The 22,111-nt window shown below is 74.4% G+C and carries 20 protein-coding genes and 1 riboswitch; of the genes, 10 read left to right on the forward strand and 10 right to left on the reverse strand.

The annotated features are described in order from the left end of the window. Positions 1–38: 38 nt before the first annotated feature. Genes asnB through ACI79B_RS05760 form a run of 3 tightly spaced genes read right to left on the reverse strand, consistent with a single transcriptional unit; the run spans position 39 to position 2,703 of the window. Complete coding sequence (gene asnB, locus ACI79B_RS05750; RefSeq protein WP_456926567.1) at positions 39–1,973, reverse strand: asparagine synthase (glutamine-hydrolyzing); 1,935 nt, start codon at positions 1,971–1,973, stop codon at positions 39–41. A gap of 30 nt (positions 1,974–2,003) precedes the next feature. Continuing rightward, the gene (locus ACI79B_RS05755; RefSeq protein WP_456926568.1) at positions 2,004–2,348 is read right to left on the reverse strand and encodes a DUF3817 domain-containing protein; all 345 of its coding nucleotides are present in this window, start codon (positions 2,346–2,348) and stop codon (positions 2,004–2,006) included. Next, positions 2,338–2,703: a metalloprotease gene (locus tag ACI79B_RS05760; protein ID WP_456926569.1), complete on the reverse strand. Its 366-nt coding sequence runs from the start codon at positions 2,701–2,703 to the stop codon at positions 2,338–2,340. The genes ACI79B_RS05755 and ACI79B_RS05760 overlap by 11 nt, the downstream gene beginning before the upstream one ends. 255 nt (positions 2,704–2,958) lie before the next feature. Here ACI79B_RS05760 and ctaC point away from each other — a divergent pair, with 255 nt between their 5' ends. After that, positions 2,959–3,831 (forward strand): aa3-type cytochrome oxidase subunit II, encoded by an 873-nt coding sequence (gene ctaC / locus ACI79B_RS05765; RefSeq protein WP_456926570.1) that lies wholly within the window; start codon positions 2,959–2,961, stop codon positions 3,829–3,831. Between the two features lie 54 nt (positions 3,832–3,885). Then, entirely contained in the window at positions 3,886–4,290 is a 405-nt protein-coding gene (locus ACI79B_RS05770) for a cytochrome c oxidase subunit 4 (protein ID WP_456926571.1), read from the forward strand. A 707-nt stretch (positions 4,291–4,997) separates the two neighbouring features. Here ACI79B_RS05770 and qcrB read toward each other — a convergent pair. The 4 genes from qcrB to ctaE are packed head-to-tail and all read right to left on the reverse strand — an operon-like array spanning position 4,998 to position 9,325. Then, on the reverse strand, positions 4,998–6,716 hold the full coding sequence (gene qcrB, locus ACI79B_RS05775) for a cytochrome bc1 complex cytochrome b subunit (RefSeq protein ID WP_456926572.1): 1,719 nt from the start codon (positions 6,714–6,716) through the stop codon (positions 4,998–5,000). Then, positions 6,716–7,828 (reverse strand): cytochrome bc1 complex Rieske iron-sulfur subunit, encoded by a 1,113-nt coding sequence (gene qcrA / locus ACI79B_RS05780; protein ID WP_456926573.1) that lies wholly within the window; start codon positions 7,826–7,828, stop codon positions 6,716–6,718. Before qcrA ends, qcrB begins: the two co-directional genes overlap by 1 nt. Continuing rightward, positions 7,825–8,703, reverse strand: coding sequence for a cytochrome bc1 complex diheme cytochrome c subunit (gene qcrC, locus ACI79B_RS05785; RefSeq protein WP_456926575.1), 879 nt, complete (start codon positions 8,701–8,703; stop codon positions 7,825–7,827). Before qcrC ends, qcrA begins: the two co-directional genes overlap by 4 nt. Before the next feature lie 7 nt (positions 8,704–8,710). Then, positions 8,711–9,325, reverse strand: a complete 615-nt coding sequence (gene ctaE / locus ACI79B_RS05790; protein ID WP_456926576.1) for an aa3-type cytochrome oxidase subunit III — start codon at positions 9,323–9,325, stop codon at positions 8,711–8,713. Positions 9,326–9,469: 144 nt separating this feature from the next. Between ctaE and ACI79B_RS05795 the strand changes: the two genes are divergently transcribed. Beyond that, positions 9,470–9,883, forward strand: coding sequence for a hypothetical protein (locus tag ACI79B_RS05795; protein WP_456926577.1), 414 nt, complete (start codon positions 9,470–9,472; stop codon positions 9,881–9,883). After that, complete coding sequence (gene trpD / locus ACI79B_RS05800; RefSeq protein WP_456926578.1) at positions 9,880–10,938, forward strand: anthranilate phosphoribosyltransferase; 1,059 nt, start codon at positions 9,880–9,882, stop codon at positions 10,936–10,938. The genes ACI79B_RS05795 and trpD overlap by 4 nt, the downstream gene beginning before the upstream one ends. A gap of 6 nt (positions 10,939–10,944) precedes the next feature. Here trpD and ACI79B_RS05805 read toward each other — a convergent pair whose 3' ends face one another. Continuing rightward, on the reverse strand, positions 10,945–11,229 hold the full coding sequence (locus ACI79B_RS05805; protein ID WP_456926579.1) for an Lrp/AsnC family transcriptional regulator: 285 nt from the start codon (positions 11,227–11,229) through the stop codon (positions 10,945–10,947). Positions 11,230–11,239: 10 nt separating this feature from the next. Beyond that, a complete protein-coding gene (locus tag ACI79B_RS05810) occupies positions 11,240–13,192 on the reverse strand; it encodes a DEDD exonuclease domain-containing protein (protein ID WP_456926580.1) in 1,953 nt (650 codons plus the stop codon). Between the two features lie 165 nt (positions 13,193–13,357). On the opposite strand from ACI79B_RS05810, the gene ACI79B_RS05815 reads away from it, so the two are divergent. The 5 genes from ACI79B_RS05815 to ACI79B_RS05835 all read left to right on the forward strand — a co-directional run bounded on the left by ACI79B_RS05815 (position 13,358) and on the right by ACI79B_RS05835 (position 19,682). Beyond that, a complete protein-coding gene (locus tag ACI79B_RS05815; protein WP_456926581.1) occupies positions 13,358–15,088 on the forward strand; it encodes a D-alanyl-D-alanine carboxypeptidase family protein in 1,731 nt (576 codons plus the stop codon). A gap of 111 nt (positions 15,089–15,199) precedes the next feature. Beyond that, positions 15,200–15,487 carry a hypothetical protein gene (locus tag ACI79B_RS05820; RefSeq protein ID WP_456926582.1) on the forward strand — a complete coding sequence of 96 codons (288 nt, stop codon included), beginning with the start codon at positions 15,200–15,202 and terminating at the stop codon, positions 15,485–15,487. A gap of 159 nt (positions 15,488–15,646) precedes the next feature. Continuing rightward, positions 15,647–15,829, forward strand: a riboswitch (cyclic di-AMP (ydaO/yuaA leader). Between the two features lie 16 nt (positions 15,830–15,845). Continuing rightward, entirely contained in the window at positions 15,846–17,054 is a 1,209-nt protein-coding gene (locus tag ACI79B_RS05825; protein WP_456926583.1) for a C40 family peptidase, read from the forward strand. Between the two features lie 163 nt (positions 17,055–17,217). After that, entirely contained in the window at positions 17,218–18,543 is a 1,326-nt protein-coding gene (locus ACI79B_RS05830; protein ID WP_456926584.1) for a M48 family metallopeptidase, read from the forward strand. Beyond that, entirely contained in the window at positions 18,540–19,682 is a 1,143-nt protein-coding gene (locus tag ACI79B_RS05835; RefSeq protein WP_456926585.1) for a glycosyltransferase family 4 protein, read from the forward strand. Before ACI79B_RS05830 ends, ACI79B_RS05835 begins: the two co-directional genes overlap by 4 nt. Positions 19,683–19,724: 42 nt before the next feature. Here the strand turns inward: ACI79B_RS05835 and ACI79B_RS05840 are convergent, their stop codons facing one another. Next, positions 19,725–21,524 carry an AMP-dependent synthetase/ligase gene (locus tag ACI79B_RS05840; protein WP_456926586.1) on the reverse strand — a complete coding sequence of 600 codons (1,800 nt, stop codon included), beginning with the start codon at positions 21,522–21,524 and terminating at the stop codon, positions 19,725–19,727. A gap of 155 nt (positions 21,525–21,679) precedes the next feature. Between ACI79B_RS05840 and ACI79B_RS05845 the strand changes: the two genes are divergently transcribed. Beyond that, the gene (locus tag ACI79B_RS05845; RefSeq protein WP_456926587.1) at positions 21,680–22,111 is read left to right on the forward strand and encodes an SRPBCC family protein; all 432 of its coding nucleotides are present in this window, start codon (positions 21,680–21,682) and stop codon (positions 22,109–22,111) included.

Here is a 22,111-nt window from a genome sequence, read left to right on the forward strand (position 1 = left end):
TGGGGACGGGCGCCGCTCTGCGTTGTCGGCAGGCCGCGTCAGAGCTTGACGGGGTAGACCGTCTCCGGGACGTCGACGACGATCCGCTCCTCGACGAAGATCCCGTGCCACACCATGAAGACCAGCACCGACCACAGCTGACGGGCGATCCGCTTGCTCGGCACCTCCTCGGCGCGCAGCCGGTCGAGCAGGCCGAGGACGACGTCGCGGTCGAGCCACTCCTGCGTCTGGCTGGAGGTGACGATCTCGCGGGCCCACTCGTGCAGCGGGCCGGCGAGGAAGTCCGCCGTCGGCACGGGGAAGCCGAGCTTGCGGCGGTTCATGATCCGCGGCGGCACGATCTGGCGCATGGCCTGGCGTAGCGCGTACTTGGTGGCGTCGCCGCGGCGGGGCACCCGCTGGTCCACCGGCAGCGAGCTCGCGATCGCGAACACCTCGGGGTCGAGGAACGGCACCCGCAGCTCGAGCGAGTTGGCCATGGTCATCTTGTCGGCCTTGACCAGGATGTCGCCGCGCAGCCAGGTGAACAGGTCCACGTACTGCATCGCCGTCACGTCGTCGTAGCCGGCCTCGCGGGTGCGCCGGTACAGGTCCTCGGTGACCGCCACGTGCGACAGGTCGGGGTCGCGGCCGGGCAGCAGCGCGGCCAGCTCGTCGTCGCGCAGGTTGCGGGCGTTGCCGTAGTACCGCTGCTCCAGCGGGATCGACGCCCGGCGCAGCAGGTCCTGGCCGCGGACGCCCTCGGGCAGCACGTCGGCGATCCGGGCCATCGCCCGGCGGGCGGCCGGCGGCAGCTTCGACGCCCACGCGAGGCTGATCGGCTCGCGGTAGATGGTGTAGCCGCCGAACAGCTCGTCGGCGCCCTCGCCGGACAGCACGACCTTGACGTGCTTGCGCGCCTCACGGGCCACGAAGTACAGCGGCACGAGCGCGGGATCGGCGACCGGGTCGTCGAGGTACCAGACCACCTCGGGGATCGCCGCGGCGAACTGCTCGGCGGTGACCTCGACCGGCACGTGCTTGACGCCGAGGATCGACGCCGACTCGGCGGCGATCTCGATCTCCGACTGCGCCTGCCGCTGGAAGCCGACCGTGAACGTCAGCAGGTCCGGGTTGTAGCGGTGCGCGAGCGCGGCGATCGCGGTGGAGTCGATGCCGCTGGACAGGAACGACCCGACGGTGACGTCGGCCCGCATGTGCTTGGCCACCGACTCGTCGAGCACCTCGGCGATGCGGTCGTAGAGCTCCTGCTCCCCGCCGGCGGGCACCGGCTGCGGCGTCCAGGCGGGGTGGAAGTAGCGCGCGGTGGACAGCTCGCCGTCGACGACGGTGAAGGTCGTGCCGCTCTCGATCCGGCGGATGCCGCGGTGCAGCGTCGCCGGCTCCGGCACGTACTGCAGCGTCAGGTAGTGCTGCAGCGACGCCGGGTCGACCCCGCCCGCGGCAGCGCTCCCGCCGAGCAGCTGCAGCAGCGCCTTCTTCTCCGAGCTGAAGACCAGCCCGCCGTCGGCCAGGCGCGCGGTGAACAGCGGCTTGATGCCGAACGGGTCGCGGGCGCCGAAGGCGGTGCGGGTCTCGGTGTCCCAGATGACGAAGGAGAACATCCCGCGCAGCCGCCGGACGACGTCCTGGCCCCACAGGTGGTAGCCCGCGACGATCGTCTCCGTGTCGCCGTGCGTGGCCAGCTGCGCGCCGGCGGCCTGCAGCTCCTCGCGCAGCTCGACGTAGTTGTAGATCTCCCCGTTGAAGAGGATCCGGTAGCGGTCACCGGCGTAGGGGAGGGGTTGGGGGCTGCCCTCGACGTCGATGATCGACAGCCGGTTGAAGCCCAGGACGACGTTCTCGTCCGACCAGACCGCGGTGTCGTCGGGGCCGCGGTGGTGCAGGCAGTGCAGCGCCTCGCGGACGTCGTCGACGTGCCGCTCGGCGACCCGGGGCGCGTCGGTGGACAGGTAGGCCAGCAGGCCGCACATGCGGAGTTCTCCCGAGCGTGAGGAGGACGGTCAGAGGGGACGGCCGGCGCGGACGCGGGTGGTCACCCGGCGCTCCGCGACGAACGACACGAGGGGGACGACGCCGGCCAGCAGCACCAGCAGGGTGCCCTTGGCGGTGAACCGCGCCTTGAGGGCCAGGTCGAACGCCGTCAGGAGGTAGACGATGTAGAGCAGCCCGTGGACGGGCGAGACGACCGCGGACACCTCGGGCACCCCGGCCGCGTAGCGCAGCGGGATGGCGACGGCGACGAGCACCAGGAGCATCACGCCGACGGCGTAGGCCATGACGCGGTAGCGGGTGAGCGCGCCGGCCACCTGGGGGGTCAGCGTCACCTGCTGCGGCTCAGCGGCCACCGGGACCCCGCTGGCCGAGCGCCCGCTCGTTGAGCTCGGCGAGGTAGGCGTTGTAGGCGGCCAGTTCCGGGTCCCCGCTGGTGTCCACCCGCGGCCGCTGGTACAGCACGACGGCGGTGGTCGGCTCGTCCTCGTCGGGGTGGCGGTTGAGCTCGACGCGGACCATCCGGACGTAGAACCACAGGCCCATGAACCCGTACAGCGGCCACTGCAGGGCGTAGCTCCAGTTGACCGCGCCGCCACCGTTCTCGGCCTTGGACAGCTGCCAGTAGCCGAGGAAGAACGTGGCCACGAACAGGGCGGCCACCAGCAGGTGCAGCAGCACCCACCGGGGGGTCAGCAGCCGCGTCCACACGCCCTCGACTCTAACCGCCCCCGCCGCCGGCGAGGCGGCACGGTGAGCAGGGCCACGGGCGGCCGGTCACCGGCGTCCCGGCGGTCCCGGCCGACCCGCCGGTACCGGGTCTCCGGTGGTCGGCCGCCGTGCGGGGTCGGATAGTCTCGGCCCAGACTGAGGTCGGCGCACGGACCAGGGCGGGTACCCGCCCGCGGCCGCGCCGGGAGAGCCGCCCGGGGAACCGCCGGGTGGAGGACGAGGAGGCAGCGAGCAGTGGCTCGACGCAGCAGGCTCGCGCGGGTCGCCGCGCTCGGTCTCCTGGGGGTGCTCACCCTCACCGGGTGCGACCTCAACAACGAGTTCTGGCGCTTCGGGTTCCCCGAGGGCGTGACCGAGGAAGCCACGGAGATCCGTCAGCTGTGGACCGGCTCGGTCATCGCGGCGCTGATCGTCGGCTTCATCGTCTGGGGCCTGATCATCTGGTCGGTGGTCATGCACCGGAAGAAGGGCGACGACCTGCCGCGGCAGACGGCGTACAACCTGCCGCTGGAGATCGCGTACTCGATCTTCCCGTTCATCATCATCGCCGCCCTGTTCTTCTTCACCGTCTCGGTGCAGAACGACGTGCAGGAGCGCAGCGACGACCCCGACACGACGATCGCGGTCAACGCCTTCAAGTGGAACTGGCAGTTCGTCTACCCGGAGACCACCGGTCCCGACGGCGAGCCGGTGAGCACCGTCGGCGCGACCGACGAGATCCCGATCCTCGTGCTCCCGGTCGACCAGGACATCCGCTTCGAGGTCGCCTCCGCCGACGTCATCCACTCGTTCTGGGTGCCGGAGTTCCTCTTCAAGCTCGACGTCATCCCGGGCAACGAGAACGGCCGGGACAACGTCTTCGAGCTGCACCCGAACGAGACGGGCGCCTACGTCGGGCGCTGCGCGGAGCTCTGCGGCTCGTACCACGCGTACATGAACTTCGAGGTCCGCATCGTCGAGGCCGAGGACTACGAGGCCTACCTGGCCGCCCGTGAGTCGGGTCAGGACACCCGCGAGGCGCTCGAGAGCATCGGCCAGGACGGCGAGGCCACCACGACCGAGCCGTTCCGCGTGGGCGACGGCTACTACCAGCGTGCGGCCGACTGACGTGTCCGCCGGCACCGAGGACCACCGCACCGACGCTGCGCAGGGAGGACGGCCGTGAAGGTCGAGGCGCTCATCTTCAACCTCATCGCGGTGTTCTGCATCGTCGCCGCGGCCGTGTACGGCTTCTGGGCACAGGAGCCGATCGGTACCACCGCGCTGATCCTGTCCGGGGGTCTCACCGGCCTCATCGGCGGCTTCTTCTGGTTCATCTCCCGCCGCATCGACGCCCGGCCCGAGGACCGCAAGGACGCCGAGATCGCCGAGGGCGCCGGTGAGCTCGGCTTCTTCCCGCCGGCCAGCTACTGGCCGTTCGCCCTGGCCTCGGCCGCGGCCGTCACGGGCCTCGGTCTGGCCTTCTGGTACGACTGGCTGATCATCATCGGGGTCGTGAGCCTGCTCGTGACCATCGGCGGCCTGCTGTTCGAGTTCTACGTCGGGCAGAACGCGCAGTCCAGCTGACGCCCGCCCGCTGACGAGGGCCCCCTCCCGCACCGCGGGAGGGGGCCCTCGTGCGTCCCCCGGCCGCGAGCCGCCCCGTGAGGTCCTCGGAGGCGAGCCGCGGGAGTCAGGCGAGGGAGTGGTGCCCGGCCCCGTGTGCCGCGCGATGACGGGCGCCCTCTCCGCAGCATCCGGGATGCCGCCCCCCGGGGCCGACGCCGCCCGGAGCCTCCGCGACGTGACCTGTGGCGCCCTGGCCGAGGGCCCGGCGGTGCTGGGGGCGCCAGGCTCTCGGCAGCGCGCGTCCCAGCCGCCGGGCCCGTCACGTGCCCCTGGCCGTCGACCGGGACGGCGACGTCGCCGCCACGGTGTTCCTGCGCGAGGCCTCACGTGAAGCCATGTGGGGGTGGAGCCGCCAGGACGGGGAGCGGCCGGCCCGGCCCGGGCAGGGACAGCAGGGTCTCCTGGGCGGACCTGCGCCTGGCCGGGGACGTCTCCGTGCTGTGCGACGGCCCGGTCCCTCCCGGTCGCCGGCCAGGGGAGGCGACTACGTCGGTGAGGCCGTCGGTGCCGCTCCCGCCGGGCGGGGGGTGGGGCATCGGCGAGCGGCCGCGTAAGGCAGCGCCGAGGCGGCCGCCGCGGTGCTGCCCGGGAATGCAGCAGGGCCCCGGTGGAGTGCTCCACCGGGGCCCTGCGTGCTCAGTGCCGTGCGGCCTGAGTGCCTCGCGTCAGTCGCGCGGTTCCTGCGGGCGGCCACCCTCGGACGGCCGGCCCCCCTCCGCGGGACGGCCACCCTCGGCCGGGCGCCCGCCGTCGGCGGGACGGCCGCTGGTGGTGAGCTCGCGGTCCGGCTCGGCCGCGGACAGGCCCCGCTCCTCGCCGCGCTGCTCGAGCTCGACCGCCGCCGGCTCCTCGATCGGCGAGAAGAACCCGCGGATGGCGCGGCGCGCGCCACCGACCTGGTTCATCTTCTTGGGCACCGGAGCGCCGCCGTAGGCCAGCTGGCTGTGGCCGTGCGCGTCCACCGGGCCGAGGGGCTGGTGGACCTCGATGAACTCACCGTGCGGCAGCCGGCGGATGACACCGGTCTCGATGCCGTGCTCGAGGATCTCGCGGTCGTGCTGCTGCAGACCGAGGCAGATCCGGTAGGTGAGCACGTACGCGATCGGCGGCAGGACGATCAGGCCGATGCGACCGATCCAGGTCATCGCGTTGAGGCTGATCTGGAACTTGTCGGCGATGACGTCGTTCGCACCCGACAGCAGCAGCACCACGTAGAAGGCGATCGCCATCATGCCGAGCGAGGTGCGCACGGGCACGTCGCGCGGACGCTGGAGCAGGTGGTGCGAGGCGGTGTCGCCGGTCAGCTTCCGCTCCAGCACCGGGTAGGCGAGCAGGAGCGTGAAGATGATGCCCGGGAGCACGACCGTCGGCCAGAACAGCGCCGGGATGTTGTAGTTGCCCGGCAGGTAGATGTCCCAGGCCGGGAACAGACGGGTCGAGCCGTCCAGGAACATGACGTACCAGTCGGGCTGCGACGCCGAGGACACCTGCGCCGGGTTGTACGGGCCCCACAGCCACACCGGGTTGATCTGCACGAGGCCACCGAGGGCGGCGCAGACACCGAAGACCACCAGCAGCAGACCGGTCGCCTTGCCGGCGAAGGTCGGGAAGAGCCGGTTGCCGACCACGTTGTGCTCGGTGCGGCCCGGGCCGGGGAACTGGGTGTGCTTCTGCTTGACCAGGATCAGCAGGTGCACCGCGATCAGCGCCAGGATGATCGCCGGGATGAGCAGCACGTGGGCGATGTAGAGCCGCCCGACGATCAGCTCGCCGACGTAGTCACCGCCGAAGACCGCCCAGTGCACCCAGGTGCCCACGACCGGGATCGACAGGATGATCGCCGACATGATCCGGAGGCCGGTGCCCGAGAGCAGGTCGTCCGGCATCGAGTAGCCGGCGAAGCCCTCGAAGATGCCGAGGATCAGCAGCGCGACACCGATCAGCCAGTTGGTCTCGCGCGGCCGGCGGAAGGCGCCGGTGAAGAAGATCCGCAGCATGTGGCAGACGATCGCGGCCATGAACAGCAGCGCCGCCCAGTGGTGGATCTGCCGCATGAGCAGGCCGCCGCGGACGTCGAAGGAGATGTCCAGCGTCGAGGCGTAGGCGATCGACATGTGCACGCCGCGCAGGGGCGCGTACGAGCCGTCGTAGGTGACCTCGGTCATCGAGGCCTGGAAGAAGAACGTCAGGTAGGTGCCGGTGAGCAGCAGGATGATGAACGAGTAGAGCGCGATCTCCCCGAGCAGGAACGACCAGTGGTCGGGGAAGACCTTGTTCAGCGTCCGGCGGAGCGGACCGGCGACGATGAGCCGGTCGTCGACCTCGACAGCGGCCTTGCCGAGGCGCGTGGTGGGCGCCCCCGGCGCGGTGACGGTGCGAGCCATCAGATGCGCTCCCGGTTCCAGTAGGTGGGACCCACGGCCTCAATGTAGTCGCTGCGCGCGACGAAGAAGCCCTCGTCGTCGACCGTGATCGGCAGCTGCGGGAGCGACCGCGTGGCGGGCCCGAAGACCGGCTTGGCGCCCTGCGTCACGTCGAACTGCGACTGGTGGCACGGGCAGAGGATCCGGCTGGTCTCCTGCTCGTACAGCGACACCGGGCAGCCGGCGTGCGTGCAGATCTTGGAGAAGGCGACGTAGTCGCCGTAGCCGAAGCCCTCCTGGCCCTCGCGCGGGACCTCCTCGACCTGCTGCGAGGGACGCAGCCGGATGAGCATCGTGGCGGCGTCGGACTGCCGGTTGCCGCCGGGGACGGCGGGGAAGACGGTCTCCAGCGAGCCGGGCACCTGGTCACCCGGGCGGATCGGGGTGCCGTCGTCGCGGACGAGTCGCACGCCCTCGGCCCACGAGGTGGTGCCCAGCGGGTTGCCCCGGTTCGGGTTCTTGATCAGGCCGCCGAGCGGGGCGATCAGCATCAGGCCCAGGCCGCCGCCCATGAACAGCAGGCTGCGGGTGAGGAGCTTGCGCCGCTTCAGGCCGCTGTTGTGCAGCCCGCCGACGAGGGTGGCGCCGGTGGTGACGCGGTCGAAGTGCGAGCCGTCGTGCTTGTCCTGCACCGCCGTCTCGTGCGGCAGCAGCTTCTTCGTGTAGAGCACCAGGCCCACGCCGAAGAAGGTGAACGCCAGGCCCATGAGGGCGCCGAGCAGCGGGGTGTAGAGCGTGCTGAAGGTGCTGCTGCCCAGCTCCCACTGCCAGTCGGGCAGGAACCAGCCGGCGCCGGCGTAGACGACGACGAAGGCGAACGCGGACAGCCCGGCCAGGCCGAACATCAGGCCGACCTGGCGGACGGCGCGCCGCTCCACCGCCGACCCGGGCTCGGGGCCCGGCTCGACGTGGAGGACCTGCACGCCGTCGTACCGGGCGCCGAGGCGGTCGAGTTCCTCGCGGGGGAGGGCCGCGAGCTGCTCGGGGGTGTAGTCGTCGTCCGGGCCGCCGTGCAGCGGGCCCGGCGTGTCCGCCCCGCCGGTCGAGCCGGGGCGGGTGTCGTGCGTGGTCACGCCTTGCTCCCCATCCAGAAGATCCCGAACATCAGCGCGGAGATCGCGACGGTCCAGATGACCAGGCCCTCGCTGACCGGGCCGATGCGGCCGATGCCCGCGCCACCCGGGTCGGGCATGTCGGTGATCGTCTGCACGTAGTTGATGATCGCCCGCTTCTCCTCGGGGGTGATCTGGTTGTCCCCGAAGACCGGCATGTTCTCGGGGCCGGTCAGCATGGCGGTGTAGATCTCGAGGTCGTTGGAGTCCTCGAGGCTCGGCGCGTACTTGCCGGACGAGAGCGCGCCGCCCTGGCCGACGAAGTTGTGGCACTGCGAGCAGTTGAGCCGGAACAGCTCACCGCCGGCGGCCAGGTCGCCGTCGCGCAGGTCCCCGGAGGGGAGGGTCGGACCGCCGCCGTTGGCCTGGACGTAGGCCATCAGCTGGTCGATCTCCTCGTCGGAGAAGACGGCCGGCTTGTCGGGGCCCTGCTCGGCCTGGCGCACCAGCGGCATGCGGCCGGTGTGCACCTGGAAGTAGACGGCGGCCTCGCCGACGCCGATCAGCGACGGGCCGCGGTTGGGCACGCCCTCGAGGTTCTCGCCGTGGCAGCTGATGCAGCTGCGCTCGTACAGCTCGCGGCCGGCGGCCTCGGCGCTGGACTCGCTGCCCTCGTCGGCGGCCTGGGCGCCCGGGGCGAGGGTCGAGTAGAGCGCGCCGGTCAGGACCAGCCCGGCCATGAGCGCGGCGACGTTGCCGACGCGGCGGCGCTGCTTGGAACGGCGGCGGGCGCGGGCGGCGGCAGCCGGGGTCCCCTCGGACGGACGGCGCGACCAGCGCGACCGCCGCGGCTCCTCGTCGGGCAGGGTGTCGGACTGCGGGTTCGTGGTGGACACCGGTTCCCTAGCGGATCAGGTAGATCGTGGCGAAGAGCCCGACCCACACGACGTCGACGAAGTGCCAGTAGTAGGAGACCACGATCGCCGAGGTCGCCTGCGCCGGCGTGAAGCGGCCCATGGTGGACCGGATGAGCACGTAGATGAAGGCCACGAGGCCACCGATGACGTGCAGGGCGTGGAAGCCGGTCGTCAGGTAGAAGACCGAGCCGTAGGTGCTGCTCGAGATGCTGGTGCCGTGCTCGGTGACGAGCACCCGGTACTCGTTCGCCTGGCCGAGCACGAAGACCAGCCCCATGACGAACGTGATCGTGAACCACCGGCGCAGGCCGTAGACGTTGCCGCTCTCGGCCGCGAACACGCCGATCTGGCAGGTGACCGAGGAGGCCACCAGGATCAGCGTGAAGACCAGCGCGTACGGCAGGTTCAGCTCGGTGGGTTCCGGGGGCCAGCCCTCGGTCGCGCGCGCCCGCGCGGTGAAGTACATGGCGAACAGCCCGGCGAAGAACATCAGCTCGCTGGAGAGCCAGATGATCGTGCCGACGCTGACCATGTTCGGTCGGGTCAGGGAGTGCACCCGCGAGGTGTCGAAGGTGCTGCTCGCCACGGGGGCCGTTGTCACGCCGCCCATCATGGCATCGGCCGCCGACGTGCACAGACCGTGGGTGGCACGGCGTGGCCGCGCCGTGACCGGCCCGAGACCGTCCCCCGGACGGGGGTCCGCGTCCACCCGGACGGGAGCCGCGCGGGCACTAGGCTGCCGGACGTGAGCGACGCGCCGGCCACCGTCCTGGTCTACAGCTCCCGGCCCGAGGTCCGCGAGGCCGTCCGCACCGCCGTCGGCCGCCGGCCGGCGCCCGACGTCGGACCGCTGACCTGGATCGAGTGCGCCACCGGGGAGGACGTCGTCGACACCGTCGACGGCGGCGGCGTGGACCTGTGCATCCTCGACGGCGAGGCGCAGCCGACCGGCGGCCTGGCGCTGTCCCGCCAGTTGACCGTCGAGGTCGCCGACCGGCCGGCCCTGTGCGTGTTGATCGCCCGCCAGCCCGACCGCTGGCTGGCCCACTGGTCGCAGGCCGACGCCACGCTCGCGTTCCCGGTCGACCCGCTGGCCGCCCCCGAGGTCGTCGCCGGCCTGCTGCGCGCGCACGCGGGCCGCCGTCCCGTCTCGCGGTGAGCGCGGGCACCACCGCCGGGCCGACGTGGCCCGGTCTGCTGACGCGCCTGCTGGCTCGCCAGGACCTCACCGCCGCGGACACGGCGTGGGCGATGCGCGAGGTGATGTCCGGCGAGGCGACGCCGGCGCAGGTGGCCGGGTTCGCCGTCGCCCTGCGCGCCAAGGGCGAGGCGCCGGAGGAGGTCGCCGGGCTCGCCGCCACGATGCTCGAGCGCGCGACGCCGGTCGAGGTGCCGGTGCCCACCGTCGACGTCGTCGGCACCGGCGGCGACGGCGCGCACACGGTGAACATCTCGACGATGGCCGCCGTCGTCACCGCGGCCGCGGGCGTGCCGGTGGCCAAGCACGGCAACCGGGCGGCGTCGTCGTCCTCGGGAGCGGCCGACGTGCTGGAGGCGCTGGGCGTCGTCATCGACCTGCCGGCCCCGGCCGTCGCCCGCTGCGTCCAGGAGGCCGGCATCGGGTTCTTCTTCGCGCCGGTCTTCCACCCGAGCTTCCGGCACACCGCGGCGCCGCGGCGGGAGCTGGGCATCGGGACCGTCTTCAACTTCCTCGGGCCGCTGACCAACCCGGCGCGGCCGGTGGCCGCCGCGATCGGCTGCGCCGACCCGCGGATGGCCCCGGTCCTGGCCGAGGTGGTCGCCGGCCGCGGCGCCCGCGCGCTGGTGTTCCGCGGCGACGACGGGCTGGACGAGCTGACGACGGCGACGACGTCGAGCGTGTGGGTGGCCCGCGACGGCGCGGTGACGCCCGGGCGGGTGGACCCGGCCGCCCTCGGCATCGCCCCGACGGGGCCGGACGCGCTGCGCGGCGGCGACCCGGCGCACAACGCGGCGGTGTTCCGGCGGGTGCTCGACGGCGAGCGGGGGCCGGTGCGCGACGCCGTCCTGCTCAACGCCGCCGCGGCGCTGGCCGCCTTCGACGAGCGCGGCGGGGAGCTCGGGGACCTGCTCGGCGCGGGCATCGCGCGGGCCGCCGCCGCGGTCGACGACGGCCGCGCCGCCGCGCTGCTGGACCGGTGGGTGGCCGTCAGCCGCGAGGCCGCCGGCCGCTGAGACCGGTCACCCGCCCTCGAGGCCCAGGGAGAACGCCGCCTCCAGGTCGTGCCGCGAGTAGGCGCGGAAGGCGATGTGCGTCTCGGTCTCCAGCACGCCGGGCACCTTGTTGATGCGCCCGGCGATCACCTCGGCCACCTGGTCGAACTCGCGGACCCGCACGATCGCGATCAGGTCGACCTCCCCGGCGGTCGAGTAGACCTCGCTCACGCCGTCGAGGTCGGCGATCGCGGCCGCCACCTCGGGGATCGCGTCGGTGGCCGCGTCGACCATCACGATGGCGGTGATCACGCCCCGGATGCTAGTTGAAGGACTCTCCTGCCCCCCACGCCTCGCTCCGCTCGGCGCGGGCCCCTGCAGGAGGGCCGTTCCAGTACGTCACCGGGCCGCCGGGCGCCGGGCCCGCGGCGGACGGTGCGTCGGGAGCGACCCGCTCGGGGCGGGCGCGGGTGCCCAGCTGGCGGCCGTCGTGGAACGGGTCGCGCAGCGCCCGGCCGGCCTCCACCCGGGCGAGGAACCCGCTGAGCCCGCCGGTGCCCGGGGCGACGCAGGCGAGCGTGCCGGTGACCTCGACCAGCCGGGTGCCGGGCTTCTCCATCCACCGCACGACCAGCTCGGTCTCGTCGACCGTGGCGGCCAGCCCGCCGTCGTCGGGGGTGGTCTCGGCGGTGGCGCGCAGGACGGCGAGGGTCTCGCGGACCGACGTCCCGCGCGGCGCGCACCCGGCCGCGACCAGCCGGCCCCGCCGGACGACCGACAGCGCCCACCCGCCGGCGCCGTCGGGCCGGGCGATGGTCAGCTCCGGGACGGCGGCCAGCGACTCCAGCCGCTGCCGCCGGCGCACCGCGCGCACGAGGACCGCGACCCGGTCGCGCAGCACCCCGGCGTCCTCGAACCGCTCGGCGGCCGACAGCCGGTCGACCCGGTCCAGCAGCGGCGCGACCAGGGCGCTCGGGTCGCCGGCCACCGCGGCGCGCAGCACCGCGGCGATCGCGGCGTACTCCTCGACCGACTGGTGGCCCGCGCACGGGCCGCCGCAGCGGCCCATGCCGAACAGGGCGCAGGTGCTCGTGTGCACCCGTGGGGACAGCCGGGCGGTGCACTGCCGCAGCGGCAGCGCCTCGTGGATGGCGGCGGTGGCCATCTCCGCGGCGCGCCGGTCGGCGAACGGGCCGAGGAAGAGCCCCGCGTCGGGCCGCACCCGCCGCACGGTCGACAGCCGGGGGAAGGGCTCCTCGGTGAGCCGCAGCCACAGCGCGCGCTCGGGGAAGCGCGACCGGCGGTTGTAGCGCGGCTTGTGCTCGGCGATCAGCCGCAGCTCCCGGACGGCGGCCTCGAGGTCGTGCGCGCACGGGATGGCCTCGACGCGCTGGGACAGCGCGACCATCTCGGTCATGCGGCTGCGCTGCTCGCCGGAGGAGAAGTAGCTGCGCACGCGGGTGCGCAGGTCGTTCGACGTCCCGACGTAGAGCGGCTCCTCGCGCGGCCCGCGGAAGACGTAGACGCCCGGCCCGGACGGGACGCCGTCGGCCAGGTGGCGCTTCTTCCTGCGCACGGGGTCGACCTGGCGGGTGAGCCCGTGCAGCTCCTCCAGCGACGTCACCCCGAGCGGGCCGAGTCGTTCGAACAGGCCGTGGAGGACGTCGACGGTCGCGCGGGCGTCGTCGAGGGCCCGGTGGCAGGGCGAGGTCGAGGCGGAGAAGTACGGCGCCAGGGTGGCCAGCTTGCAGTTGGGCACCTCGTCGCGGGAGAGCAGCCGCCGGGCGAGGACCGCGGTGTCGACCGAGGCGGCGGCGGGCCACGGCGTGCCCGTCTGCTCGCACGCCGCCTTGAGGAACCCGAGGTCGAAGGGGGCGTTGTGCGCCACGAGGACGGCGCCGCGGGCGAACTCCAGGAAGGCCGGCAGCACGGCGTCGATCCGCGGGGCGGTGGCGACCATCGCCGTGGTGATCCCGGTGAGCACGCTGATGTAGGGCGGGACCTCGCAGCCGGGGTCGACCAGCGTCTGGAACTCCCCGAGCACCTCGCCGCCGCGCACCTTGACCGCCCCGATCTCGGTGATCGCGCTGTCCTTCGGCGACCCGCCGGTGGTCTCCAGGTCGACGACGACGAAGGTGACGCCGGCCAGCGGCGTGCCCAGGTCGTCGATGCTCGCCTGGACGTAGGGGGCGCGGGGGAGCGGCCGCTCGCCGTGGGCGGGTGCCTGCTCGTGGCGCGGTCCCGAGGAGCCCGTGCCGCTGGCGGGGAAGAGCACGGCGGGACGGTAGGCCGGGGGTCGGACAGTCCCGGGGACGCGCGCCCGGGGGAGTCCTCGCCCGACCGGGGGACCGGTGGGGCGCGTCGTGCTTGCGGCAGCGGCTCCGCGGAGACGACGATCCCCGGACGGACCAGCGGGGTCCGGAGCAGCAGAGGTGGTCCGATGCACACGCGTTCCCTGGGGCGCACCCGGCGGGGCGTGGTGTCCGTGCTGGTCACGGCGGTGGCGGCCGTCCTGCTCGCGGCCCCGGCGGCAGCGGAGCCCAGCGACCAGCCCGGCGGGACCAGCGGGGTCCTCGACAGCGAGGCGCTGGACCGGCTGCAGCAGCGCGCAGCCGAGGTCCAGGCCGACCTGCAGCTGCGGCAGACCGAGGTGGCCGCCGCGCGGCAGCAGCTGGCCGACGCGCAGGCCGACGTCGACGCCGCCCGCGCCACGGTCGACGCCGCCGAGGGCGAGCTGGCGCAGTACCGGGCGGTGGTGGCGCAGTACGCGTCGGCGGTCTACCGCGACGGGGGCGCGCTGACCCCGCTCACGGTGCTGCTCACCGGCGGCGACCCGGCCGACGTCGTCGCGGCGCTGGGCTACCTGGAGGCCGTCGACGCGCACACCGCCGAGGTGGTCGGCGCCGCCGAGGAGCAGCGGCGGACCGCGGTCGACCGCCAGACCTCCGCCGACGCCGTCCTCGCCGAGGCGCAGCAGCGGGCCGATGGGCTGGCCGCGGAGGTGGCCGACCTGGAGGCCGCCGCCGACGCGGTGACCGCGGAGCTCGACGTCGCGCTCGGCGACGTCGACCGGCAGCTGTCGGACCTGCAGCGCCAGCAGGTCGACGTCAACACCCAGACGGCGGCCAACTGGCGGGCCTACCTCGACCAGCTGCGCGAGGCGGGGGTCGCCGCGCCGCCGGCGGCCGAGCTGCTCGACCCCGTGCGGGGCCTGCCCGCGGGGCTCACCCCGGTCGGTGCGGCCGCCGGCGGCGCCCAGCGCGGCGCCGCGCAGCTGCCGCGCCAACCGGTGTCGCTGCTCGTGCTGCCCGCCGAGACGCTGGCCGCGGTCACCGCGGCGATGGACGCCCTCGGCCGGCCCTACGCGCCGGGGACGGCCGGCCCGGACTCCTGGGACTGCGGCTCGCTGGTCTCCACCGTCTACCGCGACGCCGGCATCGACCTGCCCGGCGACCAGGCCGGCCTGTTCGCGGTCACCACGCCCGTCGACCCGGCGGACGTCCTGCCCGGCGACCTGGTCTTCCTCGGCACCCCCGAGGCAGGCCTCGGGCACGTCGGCATCGCGCTGGACGCGCAGACCATGCTCGCCGCCGACGCGCGGGCCGGCGCCGTCGTCGTCCGCCGGCTGCCCGCTGACCAGGTGCTGCACGTCGGCCGGCCGAGCCTCGGCCCGCGGCCGGAGGCGCCCGCCCCCGGCCCGGCCGGCGGCGCCCTGCGGGTGGAGTGCGGCAACACCGTCTACCCGCCGAGCTTCGACGGCGCCCGGGCCTGGGGTGGCTACCCCAACGGCCTCATCCCGCCCAGCGCGCTGTGCCCGATCGGGGTGGGCGGCCACTCGCTGCGCTGCGACGCCGCGGCGGCCTGGCGGGCGATGAGCGCGGCGTTCGCGTCGGCGTTCGGGCAGCCGCTCTGCATCACCGACTCCTACCGCACCTACGCCGCCCAGGTCCGGCTCTACGGGGAGAAGCCGGCGCTCGCCGCGGTCCCGGGCACCAGCAACCACGGCTGGGGGCTGGCGGTCGACCTGTGCGGCGGCATCGACGGCTTCGGCACGCCGCAGTACGCGTGGATGGTCGCCAACGCCGGCCGGTTCGGGTGGCTGCACCCGACCTGGGCCGACCCCGGCAACGGCCGCGAGGAGCCGTGGCACTGGGAGTACGCGGGCGGCTGAGCCGGGACTGTCGGTGGCCGTCCCTAGCGTGCCGGGCAACCGACAGGGAGACCCGTCCCGACCGCGGCCCGGCACCGGGCGGCGCGGCCGGGGCACCGGAGGGACACGGCCATGCTCATCGACTGCGACTCGTGCACCGCGCGCGGCGCCGGCTGCGCCGACTGCGTCGTCACCGCCCTGCTGGGCGCCCCGCCCGCGGAGCGGGACACCGGCCCCGTGCTGCTGCCGGTGCCCCCCGTCCCGGCGGCCCGGACCGCCGACGGCGTCCTGCCGCGCCCGGGCGTCGTCGTGGAGCTCGACGACGTCGAGCGGCGGGCCGTGCGGGCACTGGCCGAGGGTGGCCTGGTGCCGCCGCTCCGGCACCGGCCGTCGCGGGACGGGCGCCGGCGCACGGGCTGACCGGCGAGGACCACCCGGATCGGGTACTCACCGGAGTGGCGCGGCTGCTGACCGTGTGTGTTCTCACAGTCCACGCACCCCTCGTTTGTCACAACTGCATCACGTCCGTACTGTGGCGCCGTCCGGCCGGGTGGTCGTCACCCGACGCAGGGGTGACCTCGGCCGACACCGCCGAGTCACCGGACGCCCCTCCCCGGAGGTGCGCGAGGTGAGCCGGGGACCCACCGCAGCACTGGGGTGAGTTCTCGTGCGCGCCGGTCCCGACCGGGGCGCACGAGATAGGGCACGTCTTCCCAGCCCGAACCCGTCAGCTAACTCGGTAGGCGGTTGCTGAGGAAGAAACGGAGAGCCGCCGCCCGTGGCGACCCCCCGCCCCGTCCTGGGGCATGCACGCGAGAAGTCCACATCCGCCACCCGCACCGCCGGGCCACACCGCCCGTCGCGGGCCCGCCACCTCGGCCGGGTCACCCTCGTCGGCACCACCGCCGCGCTGACCCTCGGCCTGCTGTCCGGCACCGCGGCCGCCGACCCCGAGCGGGCCGGCACCCCGGAGCAGGCCGCCCAGCTCGCCGCCGAGGCCGGCCACCGGCTCGAGGTCGTCACCGAGCAGGTCAACGAGGCCCGCGAGGTCCTCGCCCAGCAGCAGGCCGCCGCCGACGAGGCCGACCGGGCCGCCGCCGAGGCGCAGGACCAGCTGCGGGACCTCGACGGCCAGATCCGCCAGGTGGCGCGCAGCGCCTACACCGCCGGCAACGGCGACGGCTTCGCCGGGCTCGACCTGCTGATGACCAGCGACTCCGCCGAGGACTTCGTCGCCTCGCTGGCCACCCTCGGTCAGATCGCCGACCACACCACCTCGGTCCTCGACGAGGTGGACGAGGCGGCGGCCGCCGCCCGCCAGGCGCAGGCCGACGCCGAGGCCGCCGAGGCCGAGGCGCAGCGCACCCTCGACGACCTGAGCGCCCAGGAGGCGCAGCTCCAGGACGACATCGCCGACTACCAGGCGCAGTTCGCCGCGCTCACCGAGGCGCAGCGGCAGGCGGCGCTCGCCGCGCAGGAGGCCGGCCTGGCCGCCGGCGCGCAGGCGGAGGCGGGCGACGAGCCGGCCGGCGGCTCGCGCGGCGACAGCGCTCCGACCGTGGCCGGCACGCAGGCCGCGGCCCCCGCTCCGGCCCCCGCTCCGGCCCCGGCGCCGTCGGCGGGCAGCGGCGGCAGCGGTGCCGCGCAGACGGCGGTGCAGACGGCGCTGGCCCAGGTGGGCGACCCCTACGTGTGGGGTGCGGGCGGGCCAGACGCCTTCGACTGCTCGGGCCTGACCCAGTACGCCTACGCGGCGGCCGGGATCAGCCTCCCGCACTCCAGCAGCATGCAGTCGCGCATGGGCACCGCCGTCTCGCGGGCGGACCTGCAGCCGGGCGACCTGATCTTCTACTACAGCCCGGTCAGCCACGTCTCGATGTACATCGGCAACGGCCAGATGGTGCACGCCTCCACGTCGGGGCAGCCGGTGAAGGTCGTGTCGGTCGACTCGATGGGCGGCATCACCGCGATGCGCCGCGTCGCCTAGACGAAGGACCACCCTTCCCCAACGCGCAGGCGGAGGGTTCCTGGAGGGCGGCCGTTCCAGCACCCCACGGGCCGAGGGCCGGTGACCCGTCCGGGTCGCCGGCCCTCGGCGTCCGTGGAGGGGAACCGCGGTGCGGCGCCGGCGCGCGCCTAGGATCGGCCGGGTGAGCAGGGCGGGCGGGACGAGCACCCGCCCCGGCCCCGCGGCCACCCGCCCCGACCGCACCGGCTCCCGCCGCGCCGCGCTGCTGGTCGCGCTCGTGCTCGGCGCGGCGCTCGTCGTCGTCATCGCCATCCGCACGCCCTGGACGCTGCTGCCCACCCCGCCCGGCGGCGCGTCCCCGGTCACCGACGACGCCGGGCTGCCCGCCGAGGTCGTCCGCCGCGCCGAGGCCCTCGCCGCCGACATCCGTCCCGCGTCGCTGACCAACCTGGTGCTCGGGCTCGCCGTCTCCGCGCTGCTCGGCCTCACCCGCCTGGGCAGCCGGCTGGTGACCGCGGTCGGCCGCGCGGGAGGCCGCCGCCGGCCCCTCACCGTGCTGCTGGGCACGGTCGCGCTGGTGGTCGTCGGCCGGCTGGTGACGCTGCCGATCTCCGCCTACGGCGAGGTGGTGCGGCACCGCTACGGGCTGTCCACGCGCTCCTGGCCGCTGTGGCTGCGCGACGTCGCGGTCTCCACCGCCATCGACGCCGGGCTCACCGCCCTCGGCCTGCTCGTGCTCGTCGCGCTGGCCCGCCGCGCGCCGCGCACCTGGTGGGCGTGGGCCGCCGGCGGCGCGGCCGCGCTGGTCGTCGCCGGCTCCTTCCTCTACCCGGTGGTCATCGAGCCGGCGTTCAACAGCTTCACGCCGCTGCCGGCCGGCGAGCTGCGCACCGACCTGCTGCGGCTGGCCGAGGCGAGCGGCTCCCCGGTCGAGGACGTCCTGGTCGCCGACGCATCCCGGCGGACGACGTCGCTCAACGCCTACGTGTCCGGGTTCGGCTCCACCCGCCGGGTGGTCCTCTACGACACCCTGCTGGCCGACGTCCCCCCGGAGGAGATCGAGTCGATCGTCGCCCACGAGCTCGGGCACGTCGCCACCGACGACGTCCTGACCGGCACGCTCATCGGGGCGCTCGGCGCGGCCGCGGCCGTCGCCCTGCTCGGCTGGCTGCTCACCTGGGCGCCGCTGCTGCGCCGGGCCGGTGCGGACTCGGCGGGGGACCCGCGCGTGGTGCCGCTGGTGCTGTTCCTCGTCGCGGTCGGGTCCCTGGTCGCGACGCCGGTGCAGAACCTCGTCTCGCGGCACGTCGAGGCCCGGGCGGACCTGCACGCGCTCGACCTCACCCGGGACGCCGCCGCCTTCGTCGAGATGCAGCGGCGGCTGGCCGAGACCAACGTCGCCGACCCGAGCCCGCCGGCGGCGTGGCAGTGGTTCTTCGGCTCGCACCCGACGGCGGCCGAGCGGGTCGCGATGGCGGGGGACTGGCTGCGGCTGGACGACCGGTGAGCGACCGCGGCCGTACGCTCGTCGTCACCAACGACTTCCCCCCGCGGCAGGGCGGCATCCAGACCTTCGTCGCGGCGCTGCTCGAGCGCCGCCCGCCGGACTCCGTCGTCGTGCTGGCCTCCCGCTCACCGGGGTGGGAGGAGTACGACGCCCGGCTGCCGTATCCCGTGGTCCGGCAGCGGACCGCGATGCTGCTGCCCACCCCGGCGACCGCCCGCGCCGCGACGGCGCTGGCCGCCGAGCACGGCTGCGACACCGCCTTCTTCGGCGCCGCCGCGCCGCTGGGCCTGCTGGCGCCGGCCCTCCGCGACGCCGGGGTGCGGCACCTGGTCGGCGCCACCCACGGGCACGAGACCGGCTGGGTCGCGCTGCCCGGCGCCCGGCAGCTCATGCGCCGCATCGCCGGGGGCCTGGACGTCCTGACCTACATCAGCGAGTACACCCGCAGCCGCCTGGAGCCGGCCCTCGGCGGGCGCACCCGGCTGGCGCAGCTGTCGCCCGGGGTCGACGTCGACCGGTTCACGCCCGCGGTCGACGGCACCGCGGTGCGGCGGCGGCACGGGCTGGGGGAGGGGCCGGTGGTCGTCTGCGTGTCCCGGCTGGTGCCGCGCAAGGGGCAGGACGTGCTCGTGGCCGCCTGGCCGCAGGTGCTGGACCGGCACCCGGGCGCCCGGCTGCTGCTGGTCGGCGGCGGTCCCGACGAGGGGCGGCTGCGCCGCGCGGTGGCCGACGGGGGGCTGGGCGACTCGGTGCTGCTGACCGGCCCGGTGCCCCCGGACCGGCTGCCCGAGCACTACGCGGCGGGCGACGTGTTCGCCATGCCCTGCCGCACCCGCCGCGGCGGCCTGGACGTCGAGGGCCTGGGCATGGTCTACCTGGAGGCCGCCGCCGTCGGGCTGCCCGTCGTCGCGGGCACCTCGGGCGGAGCGCCGGAGGCGGTGCGCGACGGCGAGACCGGCACGGTCGTCCGCGACCCGCGGTCCGCGGACGCGGTCGCCGCCGCGGTCACCGCGCTGCTCGACGACCCCGCCCGCGCCCGCGCCATGGGCGCCGCCGGGCGGGCGTGGGTGGAGCGGCGCTGGTCGTGGACGACGATCGCCGCCGACCTCGCCGCCCTGCTGGAGCCCGCGGACGACTGAGCCCCGCCCCGCGCGTGGCGGGACGGGGCTCGGCCGGTCGGTTCAGCGGCTGTAGAGGGCCTCGACCTCCTGGTCGAACTCCTTCATGACCACCGCGCGCTTGAGCTTCAGGCTCGGCGTCAGCATCCCGTTGTCCTCGGTGAAGTCCGTGGTGAGGACGCGGTACTTCTTGATCGCCTCGGCCTGGGACACCGCCTTGTTCGCGTCGGCGACGGCGGCGTCGAGCTCGGCCCTGACCTCGGGGTCGTCGACCAGCGCCGACGGCGGGGTGTCGGCCGGCTTGCCCTTGCTCTCCAGCCACGCGGGCAGCGCCTCGGCGTCGAGGGTGACCAGCGCGGCGATGAACGGCCGCTGGTCGCCGACGACGATGCACTGGCTGACCAGCCGGTGGGCGCGCAGCCGGTCCTCGAGCACCGCGGGGGCGACGTTCTTGCCGCCGGCGGTCACCAGGATCTCCTTCTTGCGGCCGGTGATCCGGGTGAAGCCGTCGGCGTCGATCTCGCCGATGTCGCCGGTGTGGAACCAGCCGTCGGGGTCGATCGCCTCGGCGGTGGCCTGCTCGTTCCTCCAGTAGCCGCGCATGACGACGCCGCCGCGGATCAGGATCTCGCCGTCGTCGGCGATCCGGAACGAGACGCCGGGCAGCGGCCGCCCCACGGTGCCGATCCGCAGCGCGCGGTCGTGGTTGACCGAGGCGGCGGCGGTGGTCTCGGTGAGGCCGTAGCCCTCGTAGACGGTGACGCCGGCGCCGCGGAAGAAGTGGCCGAGCCGCTCGCCGAGCGGGGCGCCGCCGGAGATGGCGCCGAGGCAGCGGCCGCCGAGCGCGGCGCGCAGCTTGCTGTAGACGAGCCGGTCGTACAGCGCGTGCTGGACGCGGAGCCTCAGGCCCGCGCCGCCGGTGTCCTGGGCGCGGGACCAGGCGATGGCCACCTGGGCGGCCCGGTCGAAGATCTTCCCCTTGACCGGGCTGTCGGCCTCGGCCTTCGCCTTGGCCTGGTTGAACACCTTCTCGAACACGCGCGGGACGGCGAGCACGAACGTCGGCTTGAACCCGCCGAGGTCCTCGACCAGGTTCTTCACGTCCGGCGTGTGGCCGATGACGGTGCGGGTCTTCACCGCGCCCACCTGCATGACGCGCGCCAGCACGTGCGCCAGCGGGATGAACAGCAGCAGCGAGCCCTGCACGTTCATGAACCGGTCGAGCAGGCTCATGCCGTTGCCGACCTCGAACAGGAAGTTGCCGTGGGTGAGCTCGCAGCCCTTGGGCCGGCCGGTGGTGCCCGAGGTGTAGATGAGCGTGGCCAGGCTGTCGGCGTTCAGCGTCGCGCGGCGCGCCTCGAGCTCGCTGTCGGGGACGGCCTCGCCGGCGGCGGTGAGCGTGCCGACGGCGTCGTCCTCGATGACGTACAGCGGGCCGAGGTCGGGCGCCTGGTCGCGGACCGAGTCGACGGCGGTGGCGTGCTCCGCCTTCTCGACGATTGCGGCGACCGCGCCGGAGTCGGAGAGGATCCAGGCGACCTGGTCGGGACTGGAGGTCTCGTACACCGGGACGGTGACCGCTCCGGCCGTCCAGATGGCGAAGTCGATGACGGTCCACTCGTAGCGGGTCTTGGCCTGCAGCGCGACCCGGTCGCCGGGCTGCACGCCCGCGGCGATCAACCCCTTGGCCACGCCGGCAACCTGCTCGCCGAACTCCCGCCAGGTGACGTCGACCCAGCGGCCGTCCCGCTGCCTGCGCAGGCCGACCTCGTCGCCGTGCTCGGCGACGTTCTCCGCCAGCATGTCGGTGAGCGCCTCCGAGGCGCCCACCTCGGTCGTCGCCGGGACGCTGTACTCGCGCACTCTCCGTCCTCTCCTCCCCGCGCGGCCGGGGCGCCGCTGCCCGCGGTCCCCGCACGGGACACGTCCCGGCGAATCTACCGGCTGGGGCTACCGGTGAGTAGCCGTGCCCGGCCCACCCACCCTGCACCCTTCGGGTGAACGGCTAGCCTCAGCGCATGGCGGAGCAGTCCACCCAGTCGATCGTCGTCTCCGCGCCGGCGGCCGACGTGATGGCCGTGATCGCCGACTTCGAGGCGTATCCGCAGTGGGTGAACGCGGCCCGGACCGTCGAGGTGCAGGAGCGCGGGCCCGACGGCCGCGCCCGCCGGGTCCGCTTCGTCATCGACGCCACCGTCCTCACCGACGAGTACGTCCTCGACTACACCTGGGACGACGACCGGCAGGTCTCCTGGACCCTGGTGACCAGCAAGCTGATGAAGCGCCAGGACGGCTCGTACACGCTGCGCGAGACCGGCGGCGGCACCGAGGTGACCTACCGGCTCGCCGTCGACATCGGCGTCCCGATGCTCGGGATGATGAAGCGCCGCGCGGAGAAGGTCATCCTCGACACCGCGCTCAAGGAGCTCAAGAAGCGCGTCGAGGGCTGA

This window comes from Geodermatophilus sp. SYSU D00879 (assembly GCF_054050375.1).